The organism is Acidobacteriota bacterium (assembly GCA_026393755.1).
GTDB lineage: Bacteria > Acidobacteriota > Vicinamibacteria > Vicinamibacterales > JAKQTR01 > JBAXOX01.
Genome location: JAPKZO010000023.1, coordinates 1 through 24,215, shown reverse-complemented (window position 1 = coordinate 24,215; position 24,215 = coordinate 1). Strand labels below are relative to the sequence as shown.

Sequence of the window (24,215 nt, the reverse complement as noted above, 5' to 3'; positions counted from 1 at the left end):
AGAAGGAAAAGGACATGAAGATGCTGAAACGAATTTCGGCTTTGATCGTGATGCTTCCAGTGCTCGTGGCGTTGGTCTACGCCACCGAGCAGGCGACGTCGAAACCGCAGGGCACGACGCCGGCAGCGGCCGCCAAGGCCGCTCCCGCGCCAGGCACAGCGGCTGCGCCCGCGGCGAAAGCCGCCCAGGGCCCCAGGCCCGAGCAGTTCCTTGGGAAGTTTCCGCCACTGGGCTTCAAGCCGCCCAAGCCGGCCGAGTTCCGTACCACGCTCTCCAACGGCCTGGTGGTCTACATCGCCGAGGACCACGAGATCCCGTGGGTCGAGGCGACATTGCTGACACCGGTGGCCGGCGGCGGTGGAGGCGGCGGCCGCGGCCGCGGTGTGGTCGAAGGCCTCTACGCAGACGCGCCGCAGGGGCGGGGCGGCGGCGGCGGCGGTGCGCGCTCGTTTCTCGAACCGGCAGACAAACTGGGCATCCAGAACATCTGCGGCTCGGTGATGCGATCGGGCGGCACCACCTCGATGACGGCCGACCAGATCAACGAACGGATGGAATTCCTGGCCGGCAGTGTTTCGCCGACCTCGATGTCCGTCCACAAGCGCCACGTGGACGAGGTGCTGAAGCTCTGGCTCGACATCCTGACGAATCCGGCGTTTCCAGAGGATCGGATCAGGCGCGAGAAGGAGTCGATGGCGCAGCCGCTGCGCAACCGCAACCGCAATCTCGGCGGCGTGGCCACGACAACGTGGGAGAAGCTGATGTACGGCGAGGACTCGCCGATCACCGCCGAGGTCACCGAGGCCACGATCAACAACATCACCCGCGGCGATGTCGTGGCGTGGCACAAGAAGTACTGGGGCGCCAACAACGCCATCCTGGTCGTTGCCGGCGACTTCACGAAGGCCGAGATGCTGCAGAAGCTCGAGGGCACCTTCGGCAAGTGGAAGCCAGCCGAGGCGAAGGCCGTGCCGAACTACCCGAAGGTGACGGGCATGGCGGCCAAGCCAGGGCTCTACATGGTCCAGCCGCTCGGCGCGACGCCGAACCAGGGCGTCATCCGGATTGGCACAATCAGTCTCACGCAGGATGACCCGGACTACGCGGCGGTCGACCTGATGAACTACACCCTTGGCGGGGGATCGTTCTCGTCGCGGATCACCCAGATCGTACGCAACGACAACGGGCTGGCCTACTCAGCAAGCTCGAGCGTCGGTGCCGACCTGCACTATCCGGGCGCCTTCGCCGGCTTCACCCAGACCAAGAACTCGACGGTCGTCTTCGCGTCACAGCTCATCATGAACGAGATCGAGCGGATGTACAGCGGCGACGTCACCGAGAAGGATCTGCGGTTCGCCAAGTCGGCACGGGTGAACGCGTTCCCGTCGATGTTCTCGACGGTGTTCGGCAACATCGGCAACTTCGCGCGGCTCGAACTCGAGAGCCGTCCGCGCGACTACTACGACACCTATCTGGATCGTTACCAGAAGGTGACGCTGGCCGACGTCAAGCGGGTCGCGAAGAAGTACCTGCAGCCGGACAAGATGGTCGTGCTGGTGACTGGATATATCGATGAGTGCAGGGCCGGCGCCGACAAGACGCTGCCGAACCAGGGCGCCATCGACGCGATGGCAGCCAAGTACGGCGGGCGGACGATCGACGGCCTCGCCAAGAAGCTCGGCGATGGCACCGTGCACATCGTGACGCTGAAGTAACAGACGCGAGTGAGGCCGGTCTCGCCGGCCGGCCTCACCCGGAGGATCGTCACTCCGGGAGTGCTTCTTCAGCCGCGCTCGATCCCCGCCACAACCGCGCATAGAAGAACACGGTCGAGACGCCCGTCAGGGCAAACGCCCACCACACCCAGTCTCCCGCGACGCCGTTGCGGCGCACGATGTCGGTGACCAGGTTGGGGGTGTCGCTGCTGAACGTCGTGGCGACCATCGACAGCCCGGCCAGCCACCAAGGCACCGCGCGACCGGACGCAAAGAACTCGGACGTGCTCTTTCCAGCTCGCTTGGCGAAGAACAAGGCGGGAACAAAACAGATCAGCAGGGAGACGACAACGATAACCCAGTCAATCAGTTGAAGGTCCATCGCCTGCAATCCTCAGAAAAGTAGGTTGGTCGACCACGGCCGGCCCGCGACACGATAACATAGGCTGACTTTTCCGCCGCGCCCCGGCCGGTCATGGACCCAGTCCGGATGGCCGGAGACGGCGCGCCCCTGTGGTTGGCGATCACCCGCAATTCGGGAGGCGGCATGTCCCGCATCGATGTGTTGAGACCGTTCGTCGAGAAGAACCTGGCGGCCCTGATCGGGAGCGACAAAGTCGCGCCCGACGCGAGCGGCGAGTACGTGTTTCCCCACGGCAGCGCGGATATCAGTCTGCGGTTGCTCGACGATCCGTTTCCCATGCTCCAGTTTTCCTCGGTGCTGGTCTCGAAGCCGAGGAAGAAGGCCCGGCTCCTCGAAGCGCTGAACAGCGCCAATGCTTCCGAACTCGCGATCCGGCTCTTCAAGTACGAAGATCTGATCATTGCTGCGTGGGAGGTGCCGGCCGATACGCTCGACGACCGGCAGTTCCACGACATCTGCATGCGTTTTGCCGAGGCGGCCGACAGGCTCGATACCCTTCTGTCGAAGAAGTTTGGCGGCAAGACGGCCAGGGCCGACCAGGACGACGACGAGGAGGCCGTGGATGCCTGAGGTGGCCGTCGGACGGGTGCTTGATCGGCTGAGCGACGAACTGGCTGAACTCACGGCCCGCGTGCTGCGTGCGACGGTCGCCATATCGGGTCCGACGCCGGACGGCGGCAGCAGCGGGTCAGGCTTCTTCATCGACACTCGCGGTCACATCGTCACGAATCATCACGTCGTCGCCGGGATGGAACCGCCGGTGTCGGTGACCATGCAGGGTGGCTCCACCGCTCTGGCAGGTATCGTTGGGGTCGATCTCATCTCCGACCTGGCTGTGCTCAAGCTTGACGGTACGTGGAAGCACACGCTGCCGCTTCGGCGCTCGGCGGCGCGTGCCGGAGAGTTGTGTCTGGCGGCGGGGAATCCGCTCGGGCGTTACCCGGAAACCGTGACGATTGGCGTCGTGTCTGGCCTGGCGCGGACGGCGGTCGCCGGACCCGGCCGGCCGCACTATCACCTGCTGCAGACGGACTGCGGGATTCACGAGGGCAACTCTGGCGGGCCGCTGGTCGATGTGCGTGGCCGCGTGATTGGTGTGACGACGCTGATCGACGCGGAGTCGGATGACATTGGTCTGGCCATCCCTGTCGAGACCGTCAGGGACGTCGTCCCGGACTTGATGAATCACGGCTGCGTCATCAGAGCGACGATCGGAGTGTCGATCAGAGGCCGAACACGCGAGGTGGGCGGAGAACCAGTCCGCGGCCTCGAAGTGGTCCGCCTCACGCGGGAGCGGGGACAGGCGCTGAAGGTCGGCGATTTCATCCTGCGGGTGGGCGGGACGCCCATGCCTGATCCGCCAGCGCTGTTTGGCGTACTGAACGCCGACTGTATTGGCCGCTCGACTGTCGTCGACCTGGTGCGGCAAGGGCGGCTTCAGGCGGTGACGGTCAAGCCCTGGAGGCTTCAACTGTAGCCTCGGGGTGAGGTGACTGGCCTTCGGCGGTGCGTGCCCGGCATATGTTGCGAATACCCGTGCGATCGGTGGTTCCCCCTGGCACCAGGGTGCACATCGATGTTCCGTACGTCGCTGGGGGCGGGCCGCCGCAGCAGTTGGATTTGTTCCTGCTCGGAGCGCCTGACGAAGGTGTGCCGCTGGTCGTGTGGATTCACGGGGGCGAATTCCAGAAGGGGAGCAAGGCCCAGAACGTTCCGTTGTGGCTCCTGGATGAGGGCTACTCCGTCGCATCGATCAATTACCGCCTGAGTCGACAGGCGGTGTTCCCGGCGCAGATAGAGGATTGCAAGGCGGCGGTGCGCTGGCTGCGGGCGAACGCCGGACAGTACGGGATTGACGGCGAACGGATCGCGGCGTGGGGCGAGTCGGCTGGCGGGCACCTGGCCGCGCTGCTAGGGACGGCGGGCGGCGCCAACGCGTTCGATGTCGGGGACCACCTCGGCGTATCGAGTCGGGTGGCGGTCGTCATCGACTTCTTCGGTCCGACCGATTTCCTGCAGATGGATGCTCACCGTCTTCCGGGCGGGCTCGAGCATGATTCGCCGGACTCACCGGAGTCGCGCGTGATTGGCGGGCCGATCCGGGAGAATGTGGAAAAGGTGGCGCTCGCCAACCCGGTTGAATACGTGTCGGCTGAGGCGCCGCCGTTCTTAATCGTCCACGGCGATTCCGATCGGCTGGTGCCGCACCACCAGAGCGAGATGCTGGCGCATGCGCTGAAGGCGGCTGGCGTGCCGGTGACGTTCTACACGGTGAAGGGCGGCGGCCACGGACGATTCAGCGACCCGGCGGTGCCGAGCTTGATCAGGCAGTTTCTTGAGGCCCAATTCGACAGTCCAGCGGCCGCGGAGAGACGAACGTGAGCAACCAGGATGGATCGATGAAGGAGCGCGGTAGAGCGGAACGGGTTGGTGCCTTGTGCGCTCGCGTCACGATCCTCGCGCCTGCGCCGGTTGCCGGCGGATCAGTGACGTCGGTATTTCTCCAGGAAATCGAACGTCTCCGGCAGCGCGATGTACCAGGCAGTGTCGTGGGTTCCATTTCTGACACGCGCGAATGTCGCGTTGGCGCCGACCGCCTGCATGCGACTCACGATCTCCCGGCTGGCGTCGATCGACGTGATCGTGTCCTGCTCGCCGTGCACAATCCGGATGCCTGGAATGCCCGTGATCCGCTCATAGGGATAGGCTGCCGGGTCGGTCGGACCATCGCTAGGCGCTATCGCGGCCCAGATGTGCGGGTACTTTGCCGCCAGGTGTAGCGTCCCAATCATGCCCATCGAGTTGCCCATCAGGTAGATCCGCTGACGATCGACGTCGTACTCCCGTGCGACCAGTTCGATGACATTCATGACGTCTTTTTCGCTCAGGCCGTTGCGACGCTCACGTTCTTCCTGGCTCGGGTCGGCTTCGGGGCGCAGAGCGACGGACGCCGGGGCGCCGTCGGCCGCCTTGGGCTGGAGCGTGGCGCCGTACCGTCCGCCGTAGCCTGCTGGCGACACCAGGATGAAACCGTGTTTCTCGGCCTCTCGGAACACAACCCCTTTCAGTTCGGCGGGTTCTCGGTCGAACGGTCCGTTCTCGTCAGCGGCCCCTCCGTGCAACATGACGACGAGCGGCAGCTTCTGCCGGCCGTCCCATCTCTGAGGAATGAAGAGCCGGTAGGGAACGTCCGTGTTGGCCTCAGCAAACCGGTAGCGGCGTTTCTGGTCGCCCTGCGGGCGCGGCGCGGCCACCTCGACTTTCTTGGTCGTCATCGCGAGATCCGGCGTTGCCGGACGGGGTTGCGGCGACACATCGGCATCGACCAACCGCAACGCCCATTTGATGGCTCCCAGGTACATCCGCTGGACCACCGGAAGATCCCACTCATCCTCCCCATGACCCAGGTTGGAGTAGTAGACGCGACCCTTGCCGTGCAACTTTGCCCACGCGACAGGGAAGTCACCGTCCTTTCTGTGTACCATCGGAGCGGTGAGGTCGAGCTTGCTGGCGTCCAGGTGGGCGAGTACCCGCAGCTTGTCCCGGGAGAAACCCTTCATCTGGTAGTGTTCGGAGTTGATCACCGTGCCGGAGGGGAAGTCCTCCATTCCGGGGAACAACGGGTCCTCGACGATGATCGACGCGTCCGCAATACCCCAGGGGTGTTCGTCGAATCGACCGCCGATCATGTCCCCGAATTCGGGCCATGACATGAACGCATTGCCTCCGGCGTGGATGACCACAAACCCCTTGCCATCCTCCTTGATGAACGACATCAAGTCGGCCTTCTGATCGGGCCCGAGCGGGACCTCCCTGACGCCGTAGAACACGATGGCATCAAAGTAGCTGAGATTGCGGTAGAGAAACGATTCCCCCAGTGCGATTTGGGCGTCACCGAAATCCAGGGGCCGCTTCGTGATCGTCTGCGAATCGGTCCTGATGAACGTGTCGAAGAGCCCAGATTCGCGTCCGAGACGCTCGATGACGGCAAAGGCGTGGGAGATCGAGTCGTGCTGGTAGCCGGCCCGCACATCTCCCCAAGCCAGGACATGCTTAAGCGGCCGTTTCACTGGCGCGCCTTGCCTGGCGTCGAGGAACGCGGCGAATGCCGCCGCGACGGTGATCGCCAAGACAATGGCAGTGGGAATACGCGAGGTCCTATCCGACTGCCGGTTCATCATGAGAATCCCTGAGGGAAGGTGAGGGGCCGGCAACCCGGGGAGGAGGGAACCGTGGACCGACGACGTGTCGCTGCCCCTCGGCGGGGAAGGATACCACCGGTGCTACGCCGAGACGCCAACGGTTACCGTGTTGTTACGGTTACCGGCCGGGCGCGTGAAAGATCGAGTCGGCCGGCGGCGCCACGACTCCGACACGTGCGATGATCGGGACCAGACTGGGATGGGTCCTGAGGGACGCGAATCGTGGATCAGCCTTGATCGACAGCAATTCGAAGCTGCGATCGTCGACGGCCTTTGAGAGCCATTTGACGCTCTCGTCAATCTGGCCCAGATGAAAGTGAAGTGACGCGAACTCAAAAGGTGTCACATAGCGGTCTTTCGCCAGCGCCTTCAAGTCGTGCAGCAGCTTGAAGGCTTGCCGCCGCCTGTTTGTGATTGCAAAGAGCCGGCCCAGCGCCCCAGTGGACCGCGGGCTCAGCGGTGCAAGGCGTACCGCGCGCTCGAGCGCCGCTTCTGATTCGTCGAGATCGTTCCGTTGCTCCTGGACGAAGGCCAGTGTCAGGTAGGCGGGTGGGAAGTGGGGATTCAGTTCGATGGCGCTGTCACAACGTTCAAGGGCCGAGTCGTAATCCTGTTTGTAGTAATACATCATCGCGACGTCGCGGGCGATGATCGTCGACACGGGATCAAGCGACTGCGCGACGAGCAGCCGGGCGATCGCTTCGTCAAGCCTCCCTGTCGGAACCAGCACCGTCGTGGAGTACCAGTGAGGCGCCGTCGCGTATCGTGGATCGAGCGCGATGGCCCTCCGAAAAGCCTGCTCGGCGCCCTGCCAGTCCCAGTCCTGTGTGGCCTTGGCGTGAGCGAGCGAGGTGTGGGCCTCCGCGGAGGTTCCGTCGAGCATGACCGCCGATGCCGCGGTCGCAGCGATCTTGGTCCAGACGTCGGCCGGCCCGAGGACCCCATAATGCGCGAGCAGCGCGTAGGCATCTGACAAGCCCGCGTGTGCGCGCCCGTACTCGGCATCTTCAGCGAGGGACTTCTCGAAGAACTCAACGGCCTTCAGTAGTCCCTCCTCGGTCCTCTGGCTCAAGTGATAGCGGCCCTGCAGGTACAAATTGTAGGCCGCCAGGTTCACTGTTCCCGGCCGGTTACTTCCGGCGGTGGAGATGTCGATGAGTTCGGATCCGAGCTTGTCAGCCACCGCCCTGGCCACACGCTCCTGCAGGTCGAACATGTCCACGATCGCTCCGTCGACCGACGTGGACCAGAGATAGCAGCCAGTCGCGCCGTTCAGGAACTGCGTGGTCACACGCACGAGTCCGCCAGCCCTGCGCACACTCCCGCTGATGATCACCGCCGCGTCGCTCGTACTCGGTTGGCCGCCCGGTCGGTTTGGGAGATCGCTCCCGTCCCAGGCCAGTACCCGAAGGTTCGCCAGAGAAGACAGGTGGTGAATGATCTCCTCCCTTAACCCCCGGCAGAAATACGCCAGGTCGCCCGCGGGACTGTGATCGGCGAACGCCAGGACGCAAGCCGTATTGCGATTCACAATGGAGGAACTGAGTGAGCGCCGCCGAGCCGCGCCGACCTCGCGGCGCGTGAAGACCGGGGCGTATCCACCCTTGGGCAGTTCGATCATTGGCCCTCTTCCGCGTAATACCGGACGATCCTCGCGCGGAGGCGTCTGGCCTGAACGCGGACCACCGGATCGGACCGGGGGTCGAAAGACGCCTCCTTTCCGAAGACCTGGATGCCGACGACGTACTCCTTCAGTTCATCCCAGTGGCCGGCGATGGATTCGAGCACCACGAAGCTCAGGAATCGCCGCAAGCGGTCGACCTGCTGGAACGTCGTCCCCGCGAGGATTCGATCCAATTGCTGCCGGACCTGTGGTTCCCAGCCCTGGCCGAGCGCAGCATCGGTTCGTGTCTTCGACATGCCCATATGTTAGATCAGGACCGGGAAGGGGCAGCCCGCCCACCTGTCGTGCGATCGGAGATCCGTGGTTCCTGGCTCCGTCGGTATCGAGCGTCAGAACGTATCTGGTCGACGTCACTGTCACGAACCGCTCGAGAGAGACGGACGCCGACCGGCAGACAATTCCGCGAGGAGCCCGTGCGCGGCCGCCGCGGCCGCTTCGACGACAGCCTTGACGCTCGCCGACCGGCCGCGGGCAAGCGCGGCACACTCTTCGTACTCGGGAGTCGCCCCAATTGGAGTGTTCTCCAGCCATTTCACCTTCACGCCTATCGGGCCGTAGAGGGTGTCCACGATTCGCTTCTCATGACGGACCTCGTGGCGGCCGGTCAGTCGGTGGACACGAACGCCGAGGGTCGTGGTCTCCCGCAGCACGACATCGGCAATAGCGCCCTCAGACGAGGCCGAGGCAATGACGCTCAGCACGACGCCCGGCCGTCCCTTCTTCATCTGGACCGGCGTGAGCCACACGTCTTTGGCCCCGGCGGCGAACAGGCGTTCGGAGACCGCGCCATAGAGTTGCGGGTTCATGTCGTCGATGTTGGTATCGACCTGAACAAGCCCGCCAGTCGTGAGCGGTTCTCCGATCCATAGCCGGGCGACGTTGGGCCATGCCGCGTCTCGGTGACCAGCCCCTACGCCCACACGTGCAAGGGTGAATGCCGGCTGCGAGAATCCGGCCAGTTCGGCCACGAGTGCCGCACCAGTTGGCGTCACCCACTCCCCTGGACCCAAGGCGGCGGTGGTCGGAGCACTTGCAGCACTCAGGAGTTCCAGTGTTGCGGGGGCGGGCAATGGGAGAACACCATGTGCGGACTCTATCCAGCCGCCACCGAGTGGTAGGGGCGATGAGAAGACCTGCGAAATATCAAGGGCTTCAAGGCCGGCAATCGTGCCGACAATGTCGATGATCGCGTCCACCGCACCGACCTCGTGGAAGTGGATACGGTCGGGGGTGGTGTTGTGCACCTTCGCCTCGGCCCGCGCCAAACGCCCGAATACCGAAGAGGCTCGTGACACCACAGTCGCGGGCAGTGACGAAGATTCCAGCAGTCGCTGGATGTCACCGAGGTGACGCTGATGATGGCTCTCCGCTGCCGACACCTCTACCAGGGTCGCACGGAGGGCGCCGCGTGTCACTGGCCGAGCCGACACTGACCATTCTGCAGGATCGAGGTGCAGACGAGTCACGACACCGCACAGCTCCTCGACACCCCACCCCGCATCGACAAGGCATCCGAGCATCATGTCGCCGGAGATTCCTGACGCGAGATCAAAGTAGCCAATCATCTGCGACTCCAATTCGACACTCTAACAGGAGAATAGTGGAACCGAGGCAACACATCCCGCCACGGGTGATAACATCTGCGTGCTGGACGAGGGACTTGGGGAGAGAGAAGCCCGCCATGAAGCGAATCTCGATTGCCGTACTGGCGTGTGCCGTCTTCGCGCTCGGATCCACGGGTATCCCGCAACAGACACTCCATCGTCAGTCTCGTCGAGTGATGGGGTCGCTGGCTGAGATTCAGGTGTACCACGCCGACGGCGAGCTGGCGGAACGCGCCATCGGTGCGGCGCTCGATGAGATGCAACGCGTCGACGGTCTGCTCAGCAACTACCGGCCTGACAGCGAACTGAGCAGAATGAACACCGGGGCGGCGAAGGCGCCATTCAGAGCGTCGCGCGAGCTGTACGACTTCGTGAAGCGGTGCCGAAGCTATTTCGACGAGACGCTCGGCACCTTCGATCCGACGATGGGCATGGTCGTGCGCGCGTGGGGATTCTTCTCGCCGCGCCCGGCCCGGCCTTCTCCGTCGGATGCCGCGGCCGCGAAGGCACGGTCGGGTTTCGACAAGGTGCGGCTCGACGACGTCTCTCAAACCGTGTCGTACGCGGTCGAAGGGCTCGAATTGGATCCAGGAGGTATCGGCAAGGGTTACGCGGCCGACCGGGCGGTCTCGGTTCTCCGCAGTCTCGGAATCTCGTCCGCGCTGGTCAGCGCGGGGGGCAGCACGTTGTACGCGCTGGGACGCCCGCCGGATGGCGAGGGATGGAAAGTGGGTGTGAGGGATCCCTCGAAGCCAACGACGTTCCTTCGGTTCGTGCTTCTTCGAGATAACGCGCTTTCGACATCCGGCGTTTCCGAAAAGTCGGTCCAGATCGATGGGCACCGTTACGGGCACATCTTCGATCCGAGGAGCGGCGAGCCGGTCGAGAACATGTGCCAAGTGAGCCTCACGGCGGACACCGCAACGGAATCCGACGCGCTGACCAAGGCCGCCTTCATCCTGCCGCGGGAAACGTTGATTGCACTGCTCGGCGAACGTCGAAAGATTCACATTCTGCGGGTTGAGGGAGCGTGCGAGAGTGGCGGCGCAACCTGGACCACCCCGTGGTCGAAGGGCACATTCTCTCGTGACGTGGAGACGCCCGTTCACGTTAAGAGGTAGACGGCCGGCCGGGTGTGGAGCCGCTGGCCGTCCGCCCGCGGTCAGGCCAGACAGGCAACCACGCCAGCCCTCCTGGACATGTTCGAGCGTCGTCGCGACCGCATCCGCACGCCGGTGTCCCGGCCCGTCACGCCGATTGCTTGCAGTGCGTGTCCGTGGTCAACGCAATGAGCACCGATCCCACCAGGGACCACACGATCACGAGCAGGAATGCCGTCTGAAATGCGGAGACGTCATAGACCCGCAGCCCGTTGACTGTCTGCCCGGCCCACTGTCGATCCAGAACCCAGCCGATACCAGGCTGGAGCAACGTCGGCCCGATCATGTTCCCGACGTTGATGGCGCCGGAGATGGTGCCGAGATACCTCGCCGGCACGGATTCCTTCCCATACGCGAACCCGAGGACGACTGCTCCGCAGGCGAAGCTTGTCACAGCGGCGATAACGACGAACACCGAGAGCGAAAGGCCTGGCATGTAGAACAACACCGACCAGCCCGCCGCGGCCACGACGGCTCCCGTGAGGTACACGGGTTTCCGCTGGCCAGTGCGGTCCGACAGGTAGCCGCACGTGAGGCTCGCCACCGCCCAAGAGACGATCATCACTGAACACACGCCGGCGGCCGTGGTCCCGGAAACCCCGAAGCGAGCCTTCAGGAAGGGCGCACCCCAGAGGCCGGTGAACGAGAGGATGGATCCGACGAAGGAGCCTTGGGCGAGGAATATCAGCCAGGTGTTTCGGTATCGGAAGACCTCCTTGAATCCCTTCAACAACTGCAGCACGGGAACGTGACTCGCCGACTGCGCCGTCTTGGGCGCGTAGGTGTCGTAGCCGCGTTCGCTCGGGTCGTCCCGGATTCCCGTCCACGCGAGGACAGCCACGCCCGCCATCACGGCGCCGGAGACGATTGACACTGAACGCCAACCGAAGCTGTCAACAAGCAGGCGCAGCGGCACTTGTGCCACCAGGGCTCCCAAATTCCCGATGAAGAGGCCAAGCCCCGACAGCGTGGCGAAGCGCTTGGACGGGAACCAGTGTGTGGCCAGCTTCAGCGTCACCACCCACCCAACGGCAGTGGCGGCGCCCGTGATCGCACGAGCGAGGGCGGCGAGACCGAAGCTGGTCGTCGCCCCAAACAAGATAGAGCCCACGGCGGCCATGATGGACCCGGCCACGAGGAGGCGCCGCGCTCCCCAGGAGTCCACCAGCACTCCTGTCGGGATCTGCATCGCGACGTAGGCGTAGAAGAAGAACGCCGCCAGTACGCCAAGTTGACTCGCGTTCATCCCGAAATCGCGCATCAGCTCCGTCGTCATCACGGCGGGCTGTGTGCGGAGGTAGAATGCCGCCAGATAGAAGAACGCGGCGATTCCCCAGACGAACGACGAGAGCAGCGACGGCGGGAACCCTTTCCCGCCGTGCGCGGCAGCGGACGCGGTGGGCGACGTGACGTCTTGCGACACGTCTCAGCAACCCTTGCGGTAGATGTCGTGGATGTTCCAGTACCCCGGAGTCGGCGTGGGAACGTTCTCCATCGGAGCCTGGATGACCGTCGGCAACCCTGACGCTAGAGCCTTCTTCAGCGCAGGCCCGAGCTCATCGGCAGACTGGAGGTACATCCCCTCGGCGCCGTAGCCCTTCGCGACCTGAGCCCAGTCCACTCGATACGACTCGTCGTTGCGCAGGAAGACGCAGCCGAACGTCGTGTCGTACTGCCCCTTCTCCAAGCCGGCAATGACGCCGAACTGCGCGTTGTCCATGACGAGCCAGACTACGGGGATGTTCGCTTCCATCGCCGTCGCGATGACGGATGGATTCGCACCAAAGCCGCCGTCACCGGTCAGAGCCACGACCGGGCGGTTCGGGAGCGCGCACTTGACGCCAAGAGCGGCGGCCGGCCCGAATCCCATCGTCGCCAGGCCGCTCGTCGTGATGAAGGTGCCCGGGATGCTAATCGGGAACTGCTGGGCGAGGCCGTTCTTGTTCCAGCCCACGTCGGTGACGATGATGCCGTCCTCGGGCAGGGCCTTCCTCAACTCGCTCAGGATTCGCTCAGGGCGCATCGGGAACTGGTCCGACTCCCACTGCGCGGCAAAACGCGCAACGTACTCGGCGCGGGCCTTGGCAATCTCGGTCCGCAGCGAACCACGGTCCTTGTGAGTCTGGCCCTTGGCAGCCTTCGCCAGCGCGGTCAGCGCGAGCTTCGCATCGGCCACCACTCCGAGTTCGGTCGGGTAGTTACGCCCGATCTCGGCCGGGTCCGCATCAATGTGGATCAGCCGGGTGGGCGGCATCTGGAACGTATAGTCCGTATACCACGAACTGGAGTTGCATTCGCCGAATCGTGTCCCGATCGCCACGATCAAGTCGGCGGTCCGGCACTTCTCGTTTGAGAGCGGCGTGCCCCAGTAGCCGGTCATGCCCATCAAGAACGGATGATCGTGCGGCAGGCACCCCTTGCCCATGAGTGAGTGGGCGACGGGAATCTCAAGGGCTTCGGCGAGGGTGGCCAACTCCGCGGTCGCGCGGGACGACAGCACGCCGCCTCCGGCGTAGAGAACCGGACGCGCGGCGTTGGCGAGCGCGTCTACGATCCCCGCCGTGGTGTCGGCGTCGATCATCGGCCTGGTCATGGGAGCCGGCGCCTTGTTGAAGGCGCCGACGGGCAGGTCCGCCGAGAACACGTCCATAGGGACGTCGACCAGGACCGGGCCCTTCCGGCCTGTCTGCGCAAGATGGAACGCCCGTTCGATGATCCGGGGTAGATCCTGGGGCCGATCGACCCGGTAGACGCGCTTGCAGAACGGCCGGTAGATCTGGCTCTGGTCGCCATCGGCGTGCATCTGCACTTCCTGGTGCGCGTGCCGACCGAAGTAATGCGAGGGGACGTCGCCGGCGATCACGACCATCGGGGTCGAATCGAGGGCGGCGTTGGCCACGCCCGTGACGGCGTTCGTCAGGCCGGGCCCGAGGTGGCAGAGCATCACGCCCACCTTGCCCGTGGCGCGCGCGTAGCCTTCGGCCGCGTGGGCGGCCAGTTGCTCATGGCGCGTCCCGATGAACTTGATCTTGCTCTGGCTGAGCGCGTGGAGCAGCGCGATGATCGTGTGGCCGCACAGGCCAAAGATAACTTCGACGCCAATCCGCTCGAGGTACTCGGTGAGTTGGTAGGCGGCAATGCGTGTTCCCGGTGGTGTCGCAACGGCGTTGGTGTTGGTCGAAATCGTTGTGGACATGAATCGGTAATCCTCCCCCGTTCCAGTCGATACTAGAAAACCTCAATGTTGCAGAACTCGCCGAACCGCTCCCCGTCCGGAGGGGCGAAGCAGTGGGACGTGATGATTATGTCGATCCGGCCCACCCGTAGACACTTGTTACTGTAGCGACACGGTAACCGCATTGTCGTCATGTTCCAACAATGCTAGTTTGCGGGCCATCTTGGTGGGACCCACTCTGCACTGGATTGAACTGCCTGGCGATTGTCGGACCAGCTGAACAGTAAGCGGCAGGGTGCCATTCTGGGCCACGAATGTCCTGATATCGCTCGCGTCAACGACTGGCGGCGTGAGTCGGCCACTTGCTCGATCGACGCCACGATCGGCGATAGCATTCGGTAAGACGGCAGCACAGCGACCGCCGGGCTTCCGGGGCCCCGGGGCTGCCGGAACACTTGCGATACATCTCGAGGATATAGCGATGAAGCGGAACATCACGCCCTGCTCCGAACGAGACATCCGGTTCCTGCTCGAGCGCGTCAGCAAGGGGACCATTTCGATCGACGAAGCCGTCGGCGACCTGCGCGCCCTGCCCGTCGAGGAGCTTGGGTTCGCGAGCCTGGACCATCACCGGACGTTGCGCAAGGGATTCCCCGAAGTGGTCTTCTGCCAAAACAAGACGCCGGCCCAGGTTGCCGAAATCTTCATCCGGCTCGCCAGCACGGGACAGGCTGTGCTCGGGACCCGCGCGACACCGGCGCAGTTTCGGGCTGCCAGGCGGCGTTGCCGTGCCGTCAAGTACGACGAGCTGGCACGCACGCTGTGGATCGACGCGCCGCGCCGGAATCCTCTGGTTCCCGGCGTCGTGCTGATGTCGGCCGGCACGGCGGATCTGCCCATCGCGGAAGAAGCCGCGCGTACGCTCGACGTGCTCGGACACCAGCCTGAACGCATCTACGACGTCGGGGTGGCCGGGCTCCACAGGTTGGTGCGGCACACGCGAACCATCCAGCGCGCGAACGTCGTCATCGTCGTGGCGGGCATGGAAGGCGCCCTCGCCAGTGTCGTCGGCGGTTTGACTTCGGCTCCCGTCGTGGCCGTGCCGACCAGCGTCGGGTACGGAACCAGCGTTGGCGGGTTCACGGCCTTGTTTGCGATGTTGAACTCGTGCTCACCTGGTGTCGCGGTGGTCAACATCGACAATGGGTTCGGCGCCGGGTACCTGGCGGCCAGCATCAACCGCCGGATCGTCGGCGGTACGACGGAACACGTCGCACGACGAGCCACTGTCTAAGACGCGCCCCGGGCGGGTCACACGACAACGTGCGCTGGTGCGTGTCTGGCACGGTTGCGTCAGGCCCGCGCCTCTTGAGTTCCGAGCCCCACAGAACGGCCTGGCTGCTCCGCCCGAGAAGGTCGGACTTCACGCCGATGAGCGACTCGGAGTAGTCTGGGTTCGCGGGCTGTAACCGTGCGGCTACCGTACACTTCGACGTGATTTCTCGTCTCGCGGCATACTGGGGGAGTATCACTCGGCCGGCGACGATGTCGATCTTCCCGTGGCCCGAGCAGTGGCCTCCGCGCTGGAGATGAATGACACCAGCCCTCCTCGACAAACTCGCCCGCTTGCGCGAACTTCTTCGGGAGATGCGATCGGTCATCGTTGCGTATTCCGGCGGAGTCGATAGCGCACTGGCAATGACTGTTGCCCACCAGGAGCTTGGCGAACGGTCTCTGGCCTGCATCGGAGCTTCCCCCAGCTACCCGCTACGCGAGATGCGCGATGCCGTCGAACTCACCGAGAAGCTTGGAGTTCCGTACCGGATCGTCGATACCACCGAGCATCTGGATTCGAACTACCTCGCCAACGCCGGCGACCGCTGTTTCTACTGCAAGGCGAATCTGTACGATCACCTGGTTGATATCCAGTCGGCCGGGAGATTCGACTGCATCGTCGATGGAAACAACGCAAGCGATCTCGGGGACGATCGGCCGGGTATCGGTACGTCACGCTGGACCTGGCTGGGTTTCGGCGGGAGACCGAGAACGACGAACCTACCGTCATCGTCCTTCGTACGTGACCATGGGGCGACATTGGGCGGGCGCTGGAGCGGATTCGCGGAGAGCATTGGCGGTCGGTTCATATCGGCGGAGGGGAGGGCGATAACAATGTTCATGACGATGAGGCGTGTCATCACGCCGGTGCGGTGGACGGCAGGGTTGCTGCTGCTGTTCGCGTGTGGGCCGTCTCTGAATGGACAGGCCGTGCCGCAGCGGGCAGCGCAGCCGCTGGCGGCCTCGGGGACGTTGTACGTGGCCTATTTTTATCTGCCGCCGACAAGCGTAGAACCCACCTACCATACGGCAATGTGGCTGGAGGACATGCAGGGGAGATTGGTCAAGACGCTGTTTGTAAGTCAGGAGCTGTCAAATGGCGAGTACAAGCTCGGACAGGCCTGCCCAGACTGGGTAAAGCTGGCTCACTGGGAGAAGGCGCCAAAGCCCGAGGTAGATGCGGTTACGGCGCCGACTCCGAACGTCGGGGCGGAGGAAAAGATCTTTGACCTCGCTGCGCTCGGAGTGCCGCCAGGCACCTACCAGTTCAAGTTTCAGGTCCACATCACCGAGCAGTACAATGTGCTGCACTATGGACAAATCGCAGTCGGCCCCGCCAACGCCCAGGCCAAGATAGAGATCGCCTATGGGCCGGGAAAGCTGGCCGTGACCGATCAGTTCGTTCGAGACGTTGAAGTCCGGTACGTTGCTCCCTCAAAGTGAGGGGGCGTTGTGGAGATCGCCGACACGATGGGAAGACCCGTTCTGGGGGTGCCGAGCCGGCCCCTCGATTCGGCCATTTTGATGGGCTCGACTGCCATTCAGGCAGCATTCACCAGGAGGCATCTATGAGTCCGGACAAGGTGAACCGCCGCAGTTTCTTCAAGAAAGTTGCTACGGCCAACGGCCGCGGTCTACAGTTGGGAAGAGCATTCGCTGCTGGCCTTTCAGCAGGGCGGGCAGCCGCCGCCCGGTCGGGGGCAGGGCGGGCGTGGCCAGGCGCAGCCGACGCCGGTGGTCGCGGGGCCGATTCCGACGGGCAAGCTGGGGAATCTGGAGATCACGCGGCTGATCGCGGGGCACAACCTGGTGGTCGGCCAGGCGCACTCGCGGGACCTGCTGTATACGTCCCAGCTGCTCCGGGCGTATTTCACCGAGGAGAAGATTCTCGAGACGTTTGCGATGTACGAGAAGCAGGGCATCAACGCCTCTTTTGCCCGGATGGCGCCGCAGATGGTCAACCCCGTCAAGAAGTATATGAAGGAGCGCGGCGGGAAGTTGCAGTGGTTTGCGGGGCTCAGTGTGAGCGAACAGGACCAGACGCGCGACCTCGACATGGCGCTCGATATGGGGGCCAAGCTGGGGTACGTCCACGGGAACTCAGCCGATGGGCTCTTCAAGTCCAAACGGATTGACGTAATTGGCAAGTCTCTGGAGGGCATGAGGAAGGCCGGTCTCGTGTCCGGGGTCTGCTGCCACCTGATCGATGTGCCGATGGCGCTCGAAAAGGCGGGCATCCACCCGGATTTCTATGTCAAGACGTTCAACAGTGGCAATTACTGGAGTGCGGGCCCGCCCAAGGAACCGGATCCCAAGTGGAAGCCCTCGGACACGGAACTGGCGCAGGCGGAACTGGGGTCATGGGGCAGCCACAACAACCTGTGGGACACGACCCCGAAGCAGACCGCCGCGTTCATGGCGAGCGTCAAGGTTCCGTGGATTGGATTCAAGGTCTTGGCGGCGGGCGCGATTGCCCCACGGGATGCCTTCAAGTTCTGCTTCCAGAACGGCTGCGATTTCGTGGTCGCGGGTATGTACGATTTTCAAGTCGCCGACAACACGAACGTCGCCAAGCAGATCCTCCTGGACAAGGACAAGCTCGGCAGAACCCGGCCCTGGCTGGCCTAGGGCGACAAGAGCCACGGCGAAAGCCCACGAACGGCCGCAAAGCACTTCACTTTGCGGCCGTTCGTGTCTTCCCGCCGTTCGCCCGGAGACTCAGAATTCAAACGTGCTCAACTGCACACGGCCGTACCACACGCCCTGGAACCCGGCGCGCGAGTCGCCCCACACCAAGTGCATGATCTGCTTGTCCATCGACAGATCCTGGATATCGTCGCCAAACCCGCCCCCGTCCCGGAACGCATCGCGCGCAGGCGATTTCGCGTGGCTCACCCGCAGCGGCTTGCTGTACGTTCTGCCGCTGTCGCGCGAGATGGACGCCCAGATGTCGTACGAGCGGTCGGCATAGACGGCGCGCCACATGAGGCCGATCACGCCATCGCGGGAGAATTCGAACCGCGGCTTGGTGAAGCTGATGGCATCGGGTACCGTTCCAGCGGTGATGTACGGACCCCACGTGCGCCCGTAATCTTCGCTGACGGCGATGCTGTACCGCGGGCCTTCCGTCTTCAACATGGCGAAGCGACCGGCCTTGGTGTGGTCTGCGGAAATTGATCCCGGCGTGGGACCGGCCGGCCCGCGTCCGCTGCCCTGTCCCACACGGCCCGCGGCTCCCGGAGGCGGCGGGGCAGGAGCGGGAGCCGGCAGCGGCCCCCCCGGCGGCATCAGGTGTTTGAGGACATGATAGGTAAACGTCTTGCCACGGTCGCGGCTGAGACCCCAGACCGGACACGGGCACGTGAAGCCCTCGCTCGCCGGCACCTTGCTGGCGGTGAACACCACCGCGACAACGCCAAATGCGGCGGCCTGGCCGACGCCGCGGCTCGACTGGACGTACTCCGGCGAATCCCAGGAGTACACCGTGCCGAAGTTCTTGCCGCCATCCGTCGACGCCGTGATGTAGGCCTGCGACCGCCGTTGCGCCCCCGACTCATCGGCATACGCCGAGCCGCCCTGCGCGGCGGCGTAGATCACGCCGCTCGAATCGTCGATTTCGGTGTACGGACGATCCCAGGGAGAATTGCTCGCCACGCGATTCGGCGCGCCCTTGGGAAATCCGCCCGATACGGGCCTGAGGCCGGGTGCGAATCGGTTGAGTTCGTAATCGCTGATCAACTGGACGACGGGGCCCCAGCTTTCGCCATGGTCGCGCGAGACCATCAGGGCCGACATTCCGAAGTAATCCGGGCCGCTCGCCGTTTCGCGCGGCTCGCAACCGGCGAGAAACGTTCCGTCCTTCATGACGTCGGCAATGGCATCGGGACAACGCGTCAGCTTGCCGGAGAGAATCGGCTGCTCCCTTACGGCAAACGTTTGCCCCCCGTCATGGCTCACTGCAAGCCAGTTGATCGTGGAGTTCGCGACGCCGTGATGGACCGAGTTGCCGGTCGTGTGCTTTCCGTCGATCACGTGTAGATTCCCCATCGCGACGGCGATCACGTGCCTCGGATCCGACGGATCGACGGCGACCATCGGCTCGCCGGCGCCACGGAGGGAGTTGCCAAAGAGCAGGAACTCCTCGGCCTTCGGCAGCGGGAGCGGTTCCGCCGACCCGCCAGGGCCTCGTTGGGCCAAGAGGGCCGCTGTCGCCAACACGATGGAACCCACCATCAGCGCAAGGGTCGCTTGACGGACGAGTCGTTTCATGGCGCCTCCTTGAGGGCAGCAAGCTTCTCCAACGACATGCGATCTTCCCCTGGACGCTGCCAAAGCGTGCCGAAAGAGTACGGCACCTCCACGGGTAGCGGTGGCCCCCGCCATTCAAGGCCCTGGCCACGCCGCGTTGTGACGTCCAGTTCTCACAGCAGGGCGTTCTTACGGAGTCAGGCGGCCAGCGGGTCAGTCTAAGTCGGCCAGGCCGAAGCGCGCCGCAGTTAACGGTACCGTCACGGTTACAGTCCGACAGGTGGCGCGACGCGCTGCGGCGCACATTTCCATGCGAGCCTGCCGTGAGTAGAGGGCTGAGTTGAGACCCCTCTCTTCTCGGCCAGTGGCGCGATACCGTAGCAGTACCGTTAAACACTTTGAATTCAGTGAAGTCGGCGCTACCTTGCCGGCATTAAAAGTTCGTTACCCTGCTGAAGCGGTTCGTCGCCAGCGACTCCGGTTTCCCGTGACTTCGCGCGTCTAGAGAGGGCCGCGCAGTTTTGCGCCGAGAAGTTCGAAGAACACTATTCGATCAGCGGAAGGCCAGGAAGGTCGACGGAATAATATCAACCATCGCATGGGTGAGGCACAATCATGAAGTGGACACACTCTCGGCGCATCGCGAGTACGGCGCCTGAAGACCTGGGCGGGCACGTCAAGCCGTTGATCAGCACCGGTGTCGCCGTCGCGCTCTTCGTACTGACGATGGCGGCTTCCGCATCGGCACAGGCCACGGGCGGCTTGACGGGTTCCGTGGTGGACACCCAGGGAGGAGCGATTCCTGGAGCCACCGTTGTCCTCTCCAGCGAGACGAAAGGTACCACGCTCGGCACAACTGTCACCAGTGGGGCGGGGGTGTTCGTGTTCCCGAACCTCCCCCCGGACAGGTATACGGTGACGGTCGAGATACCGTCGTTCAAGAAGCTGCAGAAGTCGGGCTTCGACATCAGCTCCGGGCCGGTCACGAGCATTGGCAAGCTGACCATCGAGATCGGCGGAGCCGCAGAGACCGTCATCGTGAAAGGCGAGGTCTCGCTGGTTCAGGCCGTGAGCGGTGAAAAGTCGTTTACGGTGACCAACCAGCAGATGGCGTCCCTTCCAATCCTGGGCCGCGACTTTGGCGCGCTGCTCCAGCTGACGCCTGGCGTCCAGGTATCAACCGATACGTTGACCACGGTGCAGGTCCTGGGTGGCGCGGGCCAAACGACCTTCATGGTTGACGGGGCGGTCAACATGGACCCGGGCATCAATCGCCAGTCGATGAAAGTCAGCGTCGACTCGGTGAGTGAAGTCAAGGCCGTCACGTCCAGCTATCAGGCGGAGTACGGCCGGTCCGCCGGAATGCAGGTAAACGTCGTCACCAAGAGCGGGACCAACGACTTGCGCGGCGGGTTGTATTACGTGGCACGGAACTCCGATTGGAACTCCAACAGCAAGACCAACATCCTCAATGGTGACCCGAAGCCGCTGAGTAATGAGAAGGATTATGGCGGGTCGCTCGGCGGCCCGGTCGGCAAACCCGGCCACAACAACAAGCTGTTCTTCTTCTTCAACCTGGAGTTCAACCCGCGGACTAGGGCCGGCTCGGTCGTCAGCTATCGCATGCCCACGCTGCTGGAGCGGCAAGGCGACTTTTCCCAGACCTTGGACAACAACGGCAACCTGTATCCGTACATCAAGGACCCGCTCATCTCGGGCACCTGCTCTGCCGCGAACACCACGGCCTGCTTCAAGGACGGCGGCGTGCTGGGCAAGATCCCGGCGAACCGGCTCTACCAGACGGGTCTGAATATCCTGAAGTGGTATCCGGAACCGAACCTGCCGACGGTCGCGGGCGTGGCGTACAACTATCAAACCCTGACGCCCAAAGTCGATGCGAACGGCTACGCGCCCGTCTTGAAGCTCGACTACCAGGCGTTAAGTAATCTGCGCGCCTCGGCCCGGGTCGCGATCTATCAGCAGCCGACCAGGGACTTCCCGCAGAACATCCCCGGCTTCACCGACATCACGGTAAACAACATTGGCATCTACGGGCAGATGTACAACGTCAACTGGAGCGTCAATTCGACGACCTACGTCGAGGTCAACTACAGCCGGAACAGCCACGCCCAGTCGGGCTGCTCGGTTCCAGGGGGTTCGCCGACCTTCTGCGGCTCGCAGGGCGGGCTTGCGACCAGTCCGAAATCCAACCGCAACGATAACGGCATGGGAGACCTTCCGTATATATTTCCCGACGCCTTCAACATCGACCCATCGTACTGGGCGTATCAAGTCCTCAACTCTGTCGACGTGCCGTGGTGGGACGGCACAACTGCCCACATGGTGCCCTCGTTTGCGTGGGGCAGCCGCGTCACCAATGCGCCGCCGAACATCGCGTGGGCGCAGTTCATCCAGACCCAGATCACCAACGGCGCCAACGCGAGCGTGACCAAGGTCAAAGGGCGCCACACGATGAAGGCCGGTTTCAGTTTCATCCAGAGCGTGCAGACGGATGGCCGGTCGAGTATGCAAGGGACCTACACGTTCGGTAACGACACCCTCAATCCGCTCGACAGCCAATTCGGCTTTTCCAACGCGGCGCTGGGCGTCTTCAGCAATATCACCCAGACGTCGCGATGGACTGAAGGCGCGAACAACTCGAGGACCATGGAGGGGTACCTCCAGGACAACTGGAAGATCAAGCCGAACCTGACGCTCGACTTCGGCATGCGGTTCAGCAACTACCGGGCCGTCTTCGATGAGCGCGGCCAGGGCTCGAACTTCCTGCCCAACACGTATGACGCCTCCAAGGCACCGGCCCTCTATCAGTATGGGTGCGCCAACGGCGTGTACCCGTGCTCAGGTACGAACCGTGTGGCCATCAACCCGCTCACCGGCCAGCAGGTCGGCACGAGCGCCCAGGCGAGCGTCATCGTCGGCACCCTCGTGCCGAATACTGGCAACGCCCTGAACGGCCTGCACATTCCGGGAACCGACATCGCGAAGACGTACTACAAGTTCCCCTCGCTCGTCCTCGGACCGCGGTGGGGCGTGGCGTGGGACGTCACCGGACAGCAGAAGTTCGTGGTGCGAGGCGGCGGAGGAATCTTCTACGATCGGACGCAGACCCAGGAGTCCTATACCGTTGTCAACAACCCTCCCACCTCGCAGACGGTCACGGTGCGCTACGGCTATTTGCAGGACTTGAGCGCCACCGGCCTGGCCACCGTCTCGCCTTCCGCCCTGCGAACCTTCGAATACACGCCGAAGGTCCCGACGGCGCTGCAGTGGAACGGCGGCGTGCAGATGGTGTTGCCATGGGCCATGACGCTGGACGCGTCGTACACCGGCTCGTACGCGTGGAACAAGTGGACCTCGTCGCAGAACATCAACAGCATCGACATTGGGGCGGGGTTCGATCCGGCCCTCCAGGATCCGTCGTCAACGACCACAGGCGTCGCGGGCTCGCTGGTCAGCACGAATCCCAACCAGGTCCGTTTCTACAAGGGGTACGGGGCGATTACGCAAATCACATTCAACCAGTGGGAGAAGTTTCACTCGATCCAGATCTCGCTGCAAAGGCGCATGAGGAACCACCTGGCGTTCGGATTCGTCGACACCATCCAGCTCTACGACCGGGCCAAGATCAGCGATCGCTTTCAGCATGACTACGCGAACCGGACGGTCACCGATCGCACCGACCAGGCTCAGGCGCAAGCGCTCCTCGGGAACCAGAACCCATCAACCCACCAGATGAAGGTGAACTTCATCTACGAGTTGCCGCGCATGAAGACGGGTGGGTCTCTCGGGCAGAAGATCCTGGGGGGCTTCGTCAACGACTGGCAAGTGTCGGGCATCTGGACCGGGATCACCGCAACGCCCTACACCATCACCCCCAACTACACCAGCGGTGGCGGCAATCTCAATCTGACGGGATCGCCCGACTTCGCGGCGCGCGTGCTCGTCATCGGCGACCCCGGCCAGGGCTGCAGTTCGGACCCCCTCCGGCAGTTCAACGCGGCCGCATTCCAGGGTCCGGCTGTCGGCAGCGTCGGTCTGGAATCCGGGAACAACTACGTGTACGGATGCTTCCAGCAGAGTCTGGACCTGTCGATCAACAAGACGATTTCGCTGGGTGGGCGCAGGAACGTCCAGCTTCGTCTCGATATCTTCAACGCCCCCAACTTTGGCAACATCACCGGCCGCAACACGACGATGAACCTGAACAGCCCGAGTACTCCGACAACGATCACGAACCTGCCGTTCGATGCGAGTGGCAACGTTATCGACTCGAAGTCCAAGCCGCGCGGAGCAGGGTTCGGCGTGGCGACTGGCTATCAGACAGCGCGGTCGATGCAGTTCACGGCGCGATTCAGCTTCTGACGCCAGTGGTCGGGGCGGCTCCAGGAAGCCCTGACTTGGTGTCTTGACGAGAGTGGAATTGCCTTCTTGGTGAGGAGACTTCTATGGCAGGGAAAAAGGTCAGTCGTCGTGGTTTCATCAGGACAGCCGGCACGCTGGCCGCGACAACGGCCGCGGTCTACAGTTGGGAAGAGCATTCGCTGCTGGCCTTTCAGCAGGGCGGGCAGCCGCCGCCCGGTCGGGGGCAGGGCGGGCGTGGCCAGGCGCAGCCGACGCCGGTGGTCGCGGGGCCGATTCCGACGGGCA

The 24,215-nt window shown here is 63.7% G+C and carries 17 protein-coding genes and 1 pseudogene; 10 read left to right on the top strand and 8 right to left on the bottom strand.

The window, feature by feature from the left end:
* Window positions 1-14: 14 nt before the first annotated feature.
* Window positions 15-1,715 carry a pitrilysin family protein gene (locus tag NTV05_08965; GenBank protein ID MCX6544530.1) on the top strand — a complete coding sequence of 567 codons (1,701 nt, stop codon included), beginning with the start codon at window positions 15-17 and terminating at the stop codon, window positions 1,713-1,715.
* An 85-nt stretch (window positions 1,716-1,800) separates the two neighbouring features.
* Here the strand turns inward: NTV05_08965 and NTV05_08960 are convergent.
* Window positions 1,801-2,097: pseudogene (locus tag NTV05_08960) on the bottom strand (Na+:solute symporter).
* A 165-nt stretch (window positions 2,098-2,262) separates the two neighbouring features.
* Between NTV05_08960 and NTV05_08955 the strand changes: the two are divergent.
* Genes NTV05_08955 through NTV05_08945 form a run of 3 tightly spaced genes read left to right on the top strand, consistent with a single transcriptional unit; the run spans window position 2,263 to window position 4,521 of the window.
* Window positions 2,263-2,709 (top strand): YbjN domain-containing protein, encoded by a 447-nt coding sequence (locus NTV05_08955; protein MCX6544529.1) that lies wholly within the window; start codon window positions 2,263-2,265, stop codon window positions 2,707-2,709.
* Window positions 2,702-3,616, top strand: a complete 915-nt coding sequence (locus NTV05_08950; protein MCX6544528.1) for a trypsin-like peptidase domain-containing protein — start codon at window positions 2,702-2,704, stop codon at window positions 3,614-3,616. Before NTV05_08955 ends, NTV05_08950 begins: the two co-directional genes overlap by 8 nt.
* A 44-nt stretch (window positions 3,617-3,660) precedes the next feature.
* The gene (locus NTV05_08945) at window positions 3,661-4,521 is read left to right on the top strand and encodes an alpha/beta hydrolase (GenBank protein MCX6544527.1); all 861 of its coding nucleotides are present in this window, start codon (window positions 3,661-3,663) and stop codon (window positions 4,519-4,521) included.
* A gap of 101 nt (window positions 4,522-4,622) precedes the next feature.
* Here NTV05_08945 and NTV05_08940 read toward each other — a convergent pair whose 3' ends face one another.
* The 4 genes from NTV05_08940 to larC all read right to left on the bottom strand — a co-directional run bounded on the left by NTV05_08940 (window position 4,623) and on the right by larC (window position 9,590).
* Window positions 4,623-6,209, bottom strand: a complete 1,587-nt coding sequence (locus NTV05_08940; GenBank protein ID MCX6544526.1) for a ThuA domain-containing protein — start codon at window positions 6,207-6,209, stop codon at window positions 4,623-4,625.
* 250 nt (window positions 6,210-6,459) lie between these two features.
* Window positions 6,460-7,962, bottom strand: a complete 1,503-nt coding sequence (locus NTV05_08935) for a tetratricopeptide repeat protein (GenBank protein MCX6544525.1) — start codon at window positions 7,960-7,962, stop codon at window positions 6,460-6,462.
* Window positions 7,959-8,261, bottom strand: a complete 303-nt coding sequence (locus NTV05_08930) for a hypothetical protein (protein MCX6544524.1) — start codon at window positions 8,259-8,261, stop codon at window positions 7,959-7,961. The genes NTV05_08935 and NTV05_08930 overlap by 4 nt, the downstream gene beginning before the upstream one ends.
* A gap of 120 nt (window positions 8,262-8,381) precedes the next feature.
* Complete coding sequence (larC, locus tag NTV05_08925; protein ID MCX6544523.1) at window positions 8,382-9,590, bottom strand: nickel pincer cofactor biosynthesis protein LarC; 1,209 nt, start codon at window positions 9,588-9,590, stop codon at window positions 8,382-8,384.
* Window positions 9,591-9,706: 116 nt separating this feature from the next.
* Between larC and NTV05_08920 the strand changes: the two genes are divergently transcribed.
* Complete coding sequence (locus tag NTV05_08920; protein MCX6544522.1) at window positions 9,707-10,750, top strand: FAD:protein FMN transferase; 1,044 nt, start codon at window positions 9,707-9,709, stop codon at window positions 10,748-10,750.
* Between the two features lie 127 nt (window positions 10,751-10,877).
* Here the strand turns inward: NTV05_08920 and NTV05_08915 are convergent, their stop codons facing one another.
* On the bottom strand, window positions 10,878-12,212 hold the full coding sequence (locus NTV05_08915) for an MFS transporter (GenBank protein ID MCX6544521.1): 1,335 nt from the start codon (window positions 12,210-12,212) through the stop codon (window positions 10,878-10,880).
* Between the two features lie 3 nt (window positions 12,213-12,215).
* Window positions 12,216-13,985, bottom strand: coding sequence for a thiamine pyrophosphate-binding protein (locus NTV05_08910; GenBank protein MCX6544520.1), 1,770 nt, complete (start codon window positions 13,983-13,985; stop codon window positions 12,216-12,218).
* Window positions 13,986-14,445: 460 nt separating this feature from the next.
* Between NTV05_08910 and larB the strand changes: the two genes are divergently transcribed.
* The 3 genes from larB (at window position 14,446) to NTV05_08895 (ending at window position 17,927) form a co-directional block, all read left to right on the top strand.
* Window positions 14,446-15,258: a nickel pincer cofactor biosynthesis protein LarB gene (gene larB / locus NTV05_08905; protein MCX6544519.1), complete on the top strand. Its 813-nt coding sequence runs from the start codon at window positions 14,446-14,448 to the stop codon at window positions 15,256-15,258.
* A 299-nt stretch (window positions 15,259-15,557) separates the two neighbouring features.
* Window positions 15,558-16,742 carry a DUF2271 domain-containing protein gene (locus NTV05_08900; protein MCX6544518.1) on the top strand — a complete coding sequence of 395 codons (1,185 nt, stop codon included), beginning with the start codon at window positions 15,558-15,560 and terminating at the stop codon, window positions 16,740-16,742.
* A gap of 168 nt (window positions 16,743-16,910) precedes the next feature.
* Window positions 16,911-17,927 carry a hypothetical protein gene (locus NTV05_08895; GenBank protein MCX6544517.1) on the top strand — a complete coding sequence of 339 codons (1,017 nt, stop codon included), beginning with the start codon at window positions 16,911-16,913 and terminating at the stop codon, window positions 17,925-17,927.
* A 90-nt stretch (window positions 17,928-18,017) separates the two neighbouring features.
* Here the strand turns inward: NTV05_08895 and NTV05_08890 are convergent, their stop codons facing one another.
* Window positions 18,018-19,568, bottom strand: coding sequence for a hypothetical protein (locus NTV05_08890; protein ID MCX6544516.1), 1,551 nt, complete (start codon window positions 19,566-19,568; stop codon window positions 18,018-18,020).
* Window positions 19,569-20,162: 594 nt separating this feature from the next.
* Here NTV05_08890 and NTV05_08885 point away from each other — a divergent pair.
* Window positions 20,163-23,930, top strand: a complete 3,768-nt coding sequence (locus tag NTV05_08885; protein MCX6544515.1) for a TonB-dependent receptor — start codon at window positions 20,163-20,165, stop codon at window positions 23,928-23,930.
* An 83-nt stretch (window positions 23,931-24,013) separates the two neighbouring features.
* The coding region (locus tag NTV05_08880) for a twin-arginine translocation signal domain-containing protein (GenBank protein MCX6544514.1) at window positions 24,014-24,215 on the top strand (202 nt) is incomplete at its 3' end.